This window comes from Frankia sp. AgKG'84/4 (assembly GCF_023242965.2).
Classification (GTDB): domain Bacteria; phylum Actinomycetota; class Actinomycetes; order Frankiales; family Frankiaceae; genus Frankia.
Genome location: NZ_JALKFU020000183.1, coordinates 1 through 9072 on the forward strand (window position 1 = coordinate 1; position 9072 = coordinate 9072).

9 protein-coding genes are annotated in these 9072 nt (G+C 71.4%); 4 read left to right on the top strand and 5 right to left on the bottom strand.

Annotated elements, in window-relative coordinates; translation table 11 throughout:
* The coding region (locus tag MXD58_RS13285) for a hypothetical protein (protein ID WP_250609363.1) at window positions 1-220 on the bottom strand (220 nt) is incomplete at its 3' end.
* A gap of 573 nt (window positions 221-793) precedes the next feature.
* On the opposite strand from MXD58_RS13285, the gene glgC reads away from it, so the two are divergent.
* Window positions 794-2032, top strand: coding sequence for a glucose-1-phosphate adenylyltransferase (glgC, locus tag MXD58_RS13290; RefSeq protein ID WP_248840745.1), 1239 nt, complete (start codon window positions 794-796; stop codon window positions 2030-2032).
* Between the two features lie 96 nt (window positions 2033-2128).
* Window positions 2129-3364, top strand: coding sequence for a glycogen synthase (gene glgA / locus MXD58_RS13295; RefSeq protein ID WP_248840772.1), 1236 nt, complete (start codon window positions 2129-2131; stop codon window positions 3362-3364).
* 53 nt (window positions 3365-3417) lie between these two features.
* Here glgA and MXD58_RS13300 read toward each other — a convergent pair whose 3' ends face one another.
* From MXD58_RS13300 to rfbB, 4 genes are all read right to left on the bottom strand, one after another.
* Window positions 3418-3693 (bottom strand): SUKH-4 family immunity protein, encoded by a 276-nt coding sequence (locus MXD58_RS13300; RefSeq protein WP_248840744.1) that lies wholly within the window; start codon window positions 3691-3693, stop codon window positions 3418-3420.
* Between the two features lie 8 nt (window positions 3694-3701).
* On the bottom strand, window positions 3702-4610 hold the full coding sequence (locus tag MXD58_RS13305; RefSeq protein WP_248840743.1) for a toxin glutamine deamidase domain-containing protein: 909 nt from the start codon (window positions 4608-4610) through the stop codon (window positions 3702-3704).
* A 116-nt stretch (window positions 4611-4726) separates the two neighbouring features.
* Complete coding sequence (locus MXD58_RS13310; RefSeq protein ID WP_248840742.1) at window positions 4727-5062, bottom strand: hypothetical protein; 336 nt, start codon at window positions 5060-5062, stop codon at window positions 4727-4729.
* 73 nt (window positions 5063-5135) lie between these two features.
* Complete coding sequence (gene rfbB, locus MXD58_RS13315; RefSeq protein ID WP_248840741.1) at window positions 5136-6140, bottom strand: dTDP-glucose 4,6-dehydratase; 1005 nt, start codon at window positions 6138-6140, stop codon at window positions 5136-5138.
* 290 nt (window positions 6141-6430) lie between these two features.
* On the opposite strand from rfbB, the gene MXD58_RS13320 reads away from it, so the two are divergent.
* Together MXD58_RS13320 and MXD58_RS13325 are read left to right on the top strand one after the other, a co-directional pair.
* Complete coding sequence (locus tag MXD58_RS13320; protein ID WP_248840740.1) at window positions 6431-8059, top strand: circularly permuted type 2 ATP-grasp protein; 1629 nt, start codon at window positions 6431-6433, stop codon at window positions 8057-8059.
* A complete protein-coding gene (locus MXD58_RS13325; protein ID WP_248840739.1) occupies window positions 8053-9000 on the top strand; it encodes an alpha-E domain-containing protein in 948 nt (315 codons plus the stop codon). The genes MXD58_RS13320 and MXD58_RS13325 overlap by 7 nt, the downstream gene beginning before the upstream one ends.
* Window positions 9001-9072 lie beyond the last annotated feature (72 nt).

The following is a 9072-nucleotide window of genomic DNA, read 5'->3' on the forward strand; positions in this document are numbered from 1 at the left end:
CTCCAGCCCCGGGCTGGGTGGGGGAGATCGAGGCCGGGTCCTGCCCGGCCGACCCGGTCGCCGGCTGGACGGTCGTCGGCCGGACGGTCGCCGGCCGGACGGTGACGCCCCCGGCCGACGCCGGTGCTTCGGCGCTGGCGCCGCAACCCGCGCAGGCGAGAACGCCGGTGACAGCCAGCGCGGTGGCAAATCGGCGGGAAGGCGGGAGAGGGAACGACATGGCGAACTCCTCGGGAGACAACGTGGGCGCCGGTGACGATGTGCGAGGGTCGCCGAGAACCTCGACGCCGAGCGCGACGTTTCGTCCGGAAGAATGCATCGGCACTTGTCATCGCACCACGTTCGGAGGGACGCCGGCCCGCACAGTCGGCTACGAACCATGACGCCCGCGCGACACCCCAGGTTCGGAATGTGGCGGCACTGTTCCGGATCGGCGTCACGTCGCCGATCGGCGCAAGCCAGGCGCGGACCGAAACTGAGGGAAGATCCCGATGGGATCAGCCTGGCCGGCGCTGTGGTGGGACGGCATCGGTTGGAGCTCGTGGACAACACGCGGCGGGGGGTCCTCGGGGGTGCCTGAGTCGGCGCGTCACCGGGGCGTAGCCCAGGTGGGGCACGGGTGGACACCGGCGGCGATACCGGCGAGGCGGACTTGTAGGGTCGCAAGTGGCGACCAGCGGTGATGTGGGACATCTCGTGGAAACCGGGCCGGCACGGCGAGGTTTCCTGCCGGCCAGAGGGGTACAAAACCGCAGGTCGTCGTCCTATCGCGCCGTGGAGACAGGAGCCGTCCGTGCCGAGCCCACGGGTTCTCGGACTGGTACTGGCCGGGGGGGCCGGCAAGCGGCTTGCGCCGCTGACGGCTGACCGGGCGAAGCCCGCCGTTCCCTTCGGCGGTCTGTACCGGTTGATCGATTTCGTGCTGTCCAACCTGGTCAACGGCGGCTATCTGCGGATCGCCGTGCTGACGCAGTACAAGAGCCACAGCCTTGACCGGCACATCACCACGACCTGGCGGATGAGCAACCTGCTGGGCAACTACGTCACCCCGGTGCCGGCGCAGCAGCGCCTCGGGCCGCAGTGGTTCGCCGGCAGCGCCGACGCCATCCACCAGTCCCTCAACCTCGTCTACGACGAGGATCCTGACATCGTCGTCGTCTTCGGCGCCGACCACGTGTACCGGATGGACCCGCGCCAGATGGTCGCCCAGCACCTGGCGTCGGGCGCCGGGGTCACCGTCGCCGGCCTGCGGGTGCCGCGCGCCGAGGCCAGCGCCTTCGGCGTGATCCAGACGGCGCGCGACGGCCGGACCATCGAGGGGTTCCTCGAGAAGCCCGCGGATCCGCCCGGCCTCGCGGACAGCCCCGACGAGACGTTCGCGTCGATGGGCAACTACGTGTTCTCCACCGACGCTCTCATCGACGCGCTGCGCAAGGACGCCGTCGACGAGGACAGCCGGCACGACATGGGCGGCGACATCATCCCGATGCTCGTCGCGCAGCGCGCCGCCGAGGTCTACGACTTCTCGGCCAACGACGTGCCGGGCACCACCGAGCGCGACCACGGCTACTGGCGCGACGTCGGCACCATCGACTCCTACTTCGACGCGCAGATGGACCTGTGCGCGCTCGACCCGGTGTTCAACCTGTACAACCGGGAATGGCCGATCTTCACGAGCGTGCCGTCGCTGCCCCCGGCGAAGTTCGTGCACGACGATCCGGCGCGCACGGGCTGCGCGATGAACAGCATCGTCAGCAACGGTGTGATCATCTCCGGCGGTACGGTGCGCTCGTCGGTGCTCTCGCCGGGTGTGCGGGTGCACTCGTGGTCCGAGGTCGACCGCGCCGTGATCCTGGACAACGCCGTCGTCGGCGGCGGTGCGGTGGTTCGCGACGCGATCCTGGACAAGAACGTCCGTGTCCTGCCGGGCGTCCACGTCGGAGTCGACAAGGCCCGCGACCGCGCCCGCGGATTCACCGTCAGCGAACAGGGCATCACCGTGGTCGGTAAGGGCATCACCGTCACCGAGTAGTCCTCCGGCACGCCGGGATCAACCTGCCCGGCCGGACCCGTCCGTCCCGTCCGTCCCGTCCGTCCCGTCCGTCCCGTCGATGGAGAGATGCCGTTCATGCGCGTCGCGCTGCTCACCCGCGAGTTCCCCCCGGACGTCTACGGCGGGGCGGGTGTGCACGTCGAGTACCTGGCCCGGGAACTCGCCCGGCTGGTCGAGCTCACCGTCCACCGTGAAGGTCGCGGGCCTTCCGCGCTCGCGGCGGTGGTCGAGGCCGGACTCGGGTATGGCGTCGGCAGCGCCGGGGGTGGGGCAGTCGTCGAGGTCGCCCCGGCCCCGGGCACGGCCGCCGTCAGCGCGCACCGGCCGTGGGCGGCGCTCGACGGGGCGAACGAGGCGCTGCGGACGATCTCGGTGGACCTGTCGATGGCGGCGGCGGCCGTCGGCGCCGACGTGATCCACTCGCACACCTGGTACGCGAACCTCGGCGGGCATCTCGCCGCGCTGCTCGGCGGCGTGCCGCATGTGATGACCTCGCACTCGCTCGAGCCGCACCGGCCGTGGAAGGCCGAGCAGCTCGGCGGCGGCTACCGGCTGTCGTCGTGGGCCGAGCGGATTTCCATCGAGTCGGCGGCGGCGGTCGTCGCGGTCAGCGCCGGGATGCGCGCGGACATCCTCGACGCCTACCCCGCGGTCGACCCCGCGCGGGTGCACGTCATCCGCAACGGCATCGACACCGAGGAGTACCACCCGGACCCGGCCACCGACGTGCTGGAGAAGTACGGCATCGAGCCCGAACGCCCGATGGTGATCTTCGTCGGGCGGATCACCCGGCAGAAGGGCCTGCCGGTGTTGCTGCGCGCCGCGGCCTCGATCGACCGCCGCGCCCAGCTCGTGCTCTGCGCCGGCGCCCCCGACACCCCCGAGCTGCTCGCGGAGACGTCCGCGCTGGTCGACGGCCTGCGCGCCGAGCGCGACGGCGTCGTCTGGCTCGACGGCATGCTGCCCAAGCCCGAGGTCATCCAGCTGCTCAGCCACGCCACCGTGTTCGTCTGCCCGTCGGTCTACGAGCCGCTGGGCATCGTGAACCTGGAGGCGATGGCCTGCGGCACCGCCGTCGTCGCCTCCCGCGTCGGCGGCATCCCCGAGGTCGTCGACGACGGCACCACCGGCCTGCTCGTCCCCCCGGACGACCCCCGCGCCCTCGCCGACGCCGTCAACACCGTGCTCGCCGACCCGGCCCGCGCGACCGCGATGGGCCGCGCCGGCCGCGAGCGCGCCGTGCACGAGTTCGGCTGGGCCGCCGTCGCCGACCGCACCGCCGCCCTCTACGCCTCCGTCGCGGGCGGCTAACCCCGCCAGCGCGGGCCGCCGGTGCCGACCGTACGGCGACGTCCAGAATCAGCTCAGGATGGACCGCCAGCGACCGGCACCTCGTCACCCTCGTTCACGACCGACGCGTAATCGTCGCAGATCAGCACCGGCGGAACGTAGGAGGGAAAGCGTTTGATCTTTCCCGAGGAGCGTTCGATCACCACGGCGGCGCCGCCTCTCCCAGGAAGATCCTGCCTGACCAGCCACCCCTCGGGGAACTCGACCAGACGCCATGGCTTTTCCGCGTCATCGCGCGGCCGACCAAGATATTCGGTCGCAAGTGAGAATGCGGTAGCACTTTCAATCATGCTGCTCCTCAGGTGATACGCCCGTCTGGGTCGAAGGTGACGGCCAATGACTCGGTGATCATGCTCTCATCGAACCCGATGCCTCGGCGGGAAGGTGGCCATTCCTCCACCCGGCCACGCTGACTGTCGACGGCAAGAATCTCGCCATTATAGTTCACCATATTGAACCAGTGGCCGCCCCCCTGCCCTCGCCAGCTGACCGCGACCAGCGCGGAGGCTCCATGGCCATCGTCGGTCAGCCGGGCTGCCACCTGGTCGAAACTTCGCGGTTCCAGGTTGGTCCGCGACCACTCCTCCATGCGGTCGTCAGTCTCGCCAGGTGAGTTCGGAATTCCGTAGGCGGCGGACACAGCGGGAAACCCGCGCCAACTGAGCTCGGTCGCCCGGGTGCATTCTCCGCAGTTGTTGTCGCGGCCCGGAGTGCGGCGGTCAGGGTTGATGTCGGCGACCCAGTCGCGGGGATTTCGGAAGGGTTCGGCTGCGTCTGGTCGTCGGGCCTCACGGCCGGGTGGGATGTACTCGTCGGGGTGCCGTCGCCAGAAGTCCGCCTGGGTCATCGTCCGGGGTGAGTCGGTGCTTTCCCGTTCAACGGGTTCCGTCGATCTGGCGGCGGCCTCGTCGAGGAGCGCGAGTTTGCGGTCCAGCGGAGTTTCCGGTCGGTTCTCGTCCCCCGGCGGTTGGCGCTCCGCCGGAACCGGCGGTTCGTCGCGACGCCGCGCCCAGCGGGTGAGGGCGTTGAACCTGTCGGACGGCGCCGCCCGTTGCTCACCTTCAGCAAAGCCGAGTCCGCCGCCATCCCGAGGGGCGTCGTCTCGGCGGCCGCTGCTGTCGCGGCCTTCGGCGGCGGGGCCGTTGTCGCCATCGTCGTCGGGGCTGCTGTCGCGGAACCGGAGCGCGGCCCGGTCGAGGGCGTCCAACTTCGACTCGAGCCGTGATTCCTCCGAGTGTGCGCGGGGCGGAGTCGGTGACTGCGGAAGGTCCGGGCCGCTTGCGAGGTGATCACGAACCATCGGCGCTCACCGTGCCAGTATTATCACCCTTTGTCGCCTTCGCCACCGATACCCGCGGATGGCGCCGGGCGGGTCCGCGCCGCCTTTATCTCCACGACCAACGGTAGGTCCGTCGCGCTGAACAACCGCGGGCACAACCGCGCGCCGCTGCGCGTGTCCGACGCGATCTGGTGGTGGTACCAGCGGGCCACGGCCGGATCCGGTACGAACACGACGAGCGAGGCCGTTACCCGGAACTCGCTCTCGAGATGTCCGACGTAGAGCTTCCACGATGCCAGCTTGCGCCGGTCGCGGCCGCGCTGGACCTCGTAGACGGTGCCGCGGACCGGGGTGTCGCCGGCGTCGCAGAACAGCACCATCGCGTAGGTGGCCCCGAACGGTCGAATTCGGGTCCGCCGGGGCCGGTGCGGGTCCTGCCAGGGCGCTGTGGGGTCAGCTCTGCCAGGCGGTCTCGGCGACGGGGGAGCGGCCGAGTAGCGGGCGCCACCAGGACTCGTTCTCCTTGTACCAGTGGATCGTCGAGCGCATGCCCTCGGTGAAGTCGATCAGCGGGGACCAGCCCAGCTCGGTCCGCAGCTTGGTGGAGTCCAGCAGGTAGCGGCGGTCGTGGGACGGGCGGTCCGGCACGATCGTCTTCAGCGATGCCGGCAGGCCAAGCTCGGCGAGCACCGTGTCGGCGATCGTCTCGATGTCGGCCTCCACGCCGGAGCCGACATGGTAGGTCTCGCCGACGCGGCCGCGGTCGAGCACGGCGTCGATCGCCCGGCAGTGGTCCATGACGTGCAGCCACTCGCGGCGGTTCGTCGTCGACGCGTACAGCGGGAGCTGCTCGCCCTGCAACGCCCGGGTCACGAACAGCGGGATGACCTTCTCCGGGAACTGGTACGGCCCGTAGTTGTTCGAGCAGTTCGTGATCGTCACGGGCAGGTCGTAGGTGAAGCCGTAGGCGCGCACCGCGTGGTCGGAGCCGGCCTTCGCCGCGTTGTACGGGGTGCGCGGCAGGTAGGGGGCGTCCTCGGTGAAGGCGCCGGGGTCGTTGAGGTCCATGTCGCCGTAGACCTCGCAGGTGGAGATCTGGTGGAAGCGGGCGACGCCGACGGTCCGGGCGGCCTCCAGCAGCGTCTGCGTGCCCATCACGTTCGTCGAGAAGAAGTCGCCGGGGCGCAGGATCGCCAGGCTGTTGTGGGACTCGGCGGCGAAGTTCACCACCACGTCCACCGAGTTCTCCCGCAGCGTGGACTCGACGAGCTCGCGGTCGCGGATGTCGCCGTGGACGAAGGTGACGCGCTCCGCGACGTCGGTGAGGTTCTCCCGCAGGCCCGCGTAGGTCAGCGCGTCGTACGCCACGACGGCGTCCGCCGGGTGCCGCTCGCGCCAGTAGCGGACGAAGTTCGACCCGATGAACCCGGCGGCTCCGGTCACCAGCAACGTCGACATCGTGCGGCCTTTCGGTCGGCCCTCGTGCATCGGCGCACGACGGGATGGGGACGGTCGGGAAGGACCTGGGACGGACATCGTCCCGCGTCCGGGGGACGGGCGGGTCAGGTCCCCGCCCACCGCGCGTCGCGCCGAGCCGACGACACGGGCCCGCAGCCGCGAACCTGCCGCGGATCTCGGGAGCGCCGCAGGTCACGGGCACCCGGCAGCGGGCTCCGGCGGCCGCCGCCGCGCGGAACGCGGGCCCGCGCGTCATGCGGAAGTAACAACGAGACCTTACGCTCTGGCCCGTGGCGGACCTGTTCGAGGGTTATCCGGCGGAAGCGGCTGCGACCGCGGCCTGGGACGAGGTGTTCGAGGCGTCGAACACGCCTCGTGAGGTGTACACCGCTCTCTATGACGCGTTGCAACCGTTGACCAGCGCGGACCTGGCGGCCCGCAAGGTCGCCCTCGACCGGGCGTTCCGGGACGCGGGCATCACCTTCAACCTGTTCGGCGAGGAACGGCCGTTCCCGCTGGACCTGGTGCCGCGGCTGGTGTCCGACAGCGAGTGGTCGGTGATCGAGCGCGGTGTCACCCAGCGGGTCCTGGCGCTCGAGGCGTTCCTCGCCGACATCTACGGCCCGGCGCAGGTGCTCGCGGACGGCATCGTGCCGCGCCGCCTGGTGCTGACCAGCGCCCACTTCCACCGCGCGGCGCACGGCATCGACCCGCCGAACGGGGTGCGCGCGCAGGTGTCCGGCATCGATCTCGTCCGGGACGAGGCCGGCGGCTTCCGGGTGCTGGAGGACAACGTCCGGGTGCCGTCCGGGGTCAGCTACGTCATCGAGAACCGCCGCGCGATGACCCGCGTGTTCCCGGAGCTGTTCGCGACCCACCGGGTCCGTCCCGTCGCCGACTACGCGACCCACCTTCTGCACGCACTGCGCGCCGCGGCGCCGCCGGAGATCGCCGACCCGACGGTCGTCGTGCTCACCCCGGGTGTCTACAACGCCGCGTACTTCGAGCACGCGCTGCTCGCCCGGCAGATGGGCGTGGAGCTGGTCGAGGGCCGGGATCTGTCGGTCCGCGACAACAAGGTGACGATGCGCACCACCGAGGGCGACCAGCCGGTGCACGTCCTCTACCGCCGGGTGGACGACGACTGGCTCGACCCGGTGCACTTCCGGCCCGAGTCGTCGGTCGGCGTCGCCGGCCTCGTCAACGCCGCCCGCGCCGGGAACGTGACGATCGCGAACGCGATCGGCAACGGCGTCGCCGACGACAAGCTGATGTACACCTACGTCCCCGAGCTGATCCGGTACTACCTCGGCGAGGAGCCGGTCCTGGCGAACGTCGACACCTACCGGCTGGAGGATCCCGACCAGCGCGCCTACGTGCTCGACCGGCTGGACCGCCTGGTGGTCAAGCCCGTCGACGGCTCGGGGGGCAAGGGCATCGTGATCGGCCCGCAGGCCAGCGACAGTGAGCTCGCCGAGCTGCGGGCGCGGGTCTGCGACGACCCCCGCGGCTGGATCGCCCAGCCGGTGGTGCGCCTGTCGACGTCGCCGACCCTCGTCGATGACCGGCTCGGCCCGCGTCACGTCGACCTGCGCCCGTTCGCGGTGAACGACGGCAGCCGGGTCTGGGTGCTGCCCGGCGGGCTGACCCGGGTCGCGCTGCCGCGCGGCAGCCTGGTCGTGAACTCCAGCCAGGGCGGCGGGTCGAAGGACACCTGGGTGCTCGCCGCCGAGCGCACCGGTGGCGAACCGGGCCTGCCGCTGGGCCGCTCACCCGCCGCTGCGGCCCGCCCCGCCACCGGACCGGACGTCGGCCCCGTCTCCTCCGATCGCCAACAGCAACAGCAGCAGCAACAGTCCGGCCCGGTGTCGGCGGTCACGCCGGTAGCGGGCCCGTCCTGCGGGAGCGCGCCATGCTGAGCCGGATCGCCGAGTCGCTGTTCTGGATCGGCCGGTACGCGGAGCGGGCCGAGTCCACCGCCCGGATCCTCGACGTGCACGTCCACCGGGTGCTCGAGGACCCGTGGCTGGACGGGGCGTCCGCCGGGCGGGAGCTGCTCGCGGCGATGGGCCAGCCCGCCGAGTCCGCCCAGCGCGTCGACTCCCGGCAGGTCCTCGAGATCCTCTGCTACGACCCGGCGCGGCCGTTCAGCATCACCGGGGCGCTGTCCTCGGCGCGGGAGAACGCCCGCGGCGCCCGGGTGGTCGTCTCCAGCGACGTCTGGGAGTGCCTCAACGCCACCTGGAACGACCTTCCGCATACGGAGGAGTTGGCGCGGCGGCTCGGCCCGCACGTGTTCTTCCGCTACGTGCGCGAGCGCACCGCGATGCTCGCCGGCCTGGTTGACGCGACCCTCGCCCGCGACGACGGCTGGCGGTTCCTGGTGCTGGGCCGCAGCCTGGAACGGGTCGACATGACCTCGCGGCTGCTGTCGTCGAGCATCAGCGACCATCCGCACTCGCAGAGCTGGATCAGCCTGCTGCGCTCCTGCGGCGCGCACGAGGCCTACCTGCGCACCTATCGCCGTGCGGTCGACGCCGCCCGGGTCTCGGAGTTCCTGCTGCTCGACCGGCTCTTCCCGCGCTCGGTGTACTGGTCGCTGGCCCTGGCCGAGCAGATCCTCGCCGAGCTCGACGGCGGCCGCGGCCGCGCCCGGTCCACCGTCGACGACGCCGCCCGGCGCCTCGTCGGACGCACCCGCACCGATCTGGAGTTCCACAGTGTCGACGACCTCGTCGCCGACATGCCGGACCTGCTGTCCGCCCTGCAGAGCACCTGCTCCTCGGTCAGCGCCGAGGTCACCGCCCGCTACTTCGCCCGCGACGCGCCCCGCTCCTGGGCGATGGAGGTGCCGGCGTGAGCGCGACGCCCCGCCTGACCCGCCCGGCGAGCCCCACCCGGGTGACCCGACCCGCCCGGCGCTTCGCCGGCG

What these genes read in the sequence shown, in the direction of transcription:
- glgA (WP_248840772.1), top strand. Translation starts at nt 2,129, where the DNA reads ATGCGCGTCGCGCTGCTCACCCGCGAGTTCCCCCCGGACGTCTACGGC.
- MXD58_RS13300 (WP_248840744.1), bottom strand. Translation starts at nt 3,693, where the DNA reads ATGATTGAAAGTGCTACCGCATTCTCACTTGCGACCGAATATCTTGGT.
- MXD58_RS13325 (WP_248840739.1), top strand. Translation starts at nt 8,053, where the DNA reads ATGCTGAGCCGGATCGCCGAGTCGCTGTTCTGGATCGGCCGGTACGCG.
- MXD58_RS13310 (WP_248840742.1), bottom strand. Translation starts at nt 5,062, where the DNA reads ATGGTGCTGTTCTGCGACGCCGGCGACACCCCGGTCCGCGGCACCGTC.
- rfbB (WP_248840741.1), bottom strand. Translation starts at nt 6,140, where the DNA reads ATGTCGACGTTGCTGGTGACCGGAGCCGCCGGGTTCATCGGGTCGAAC.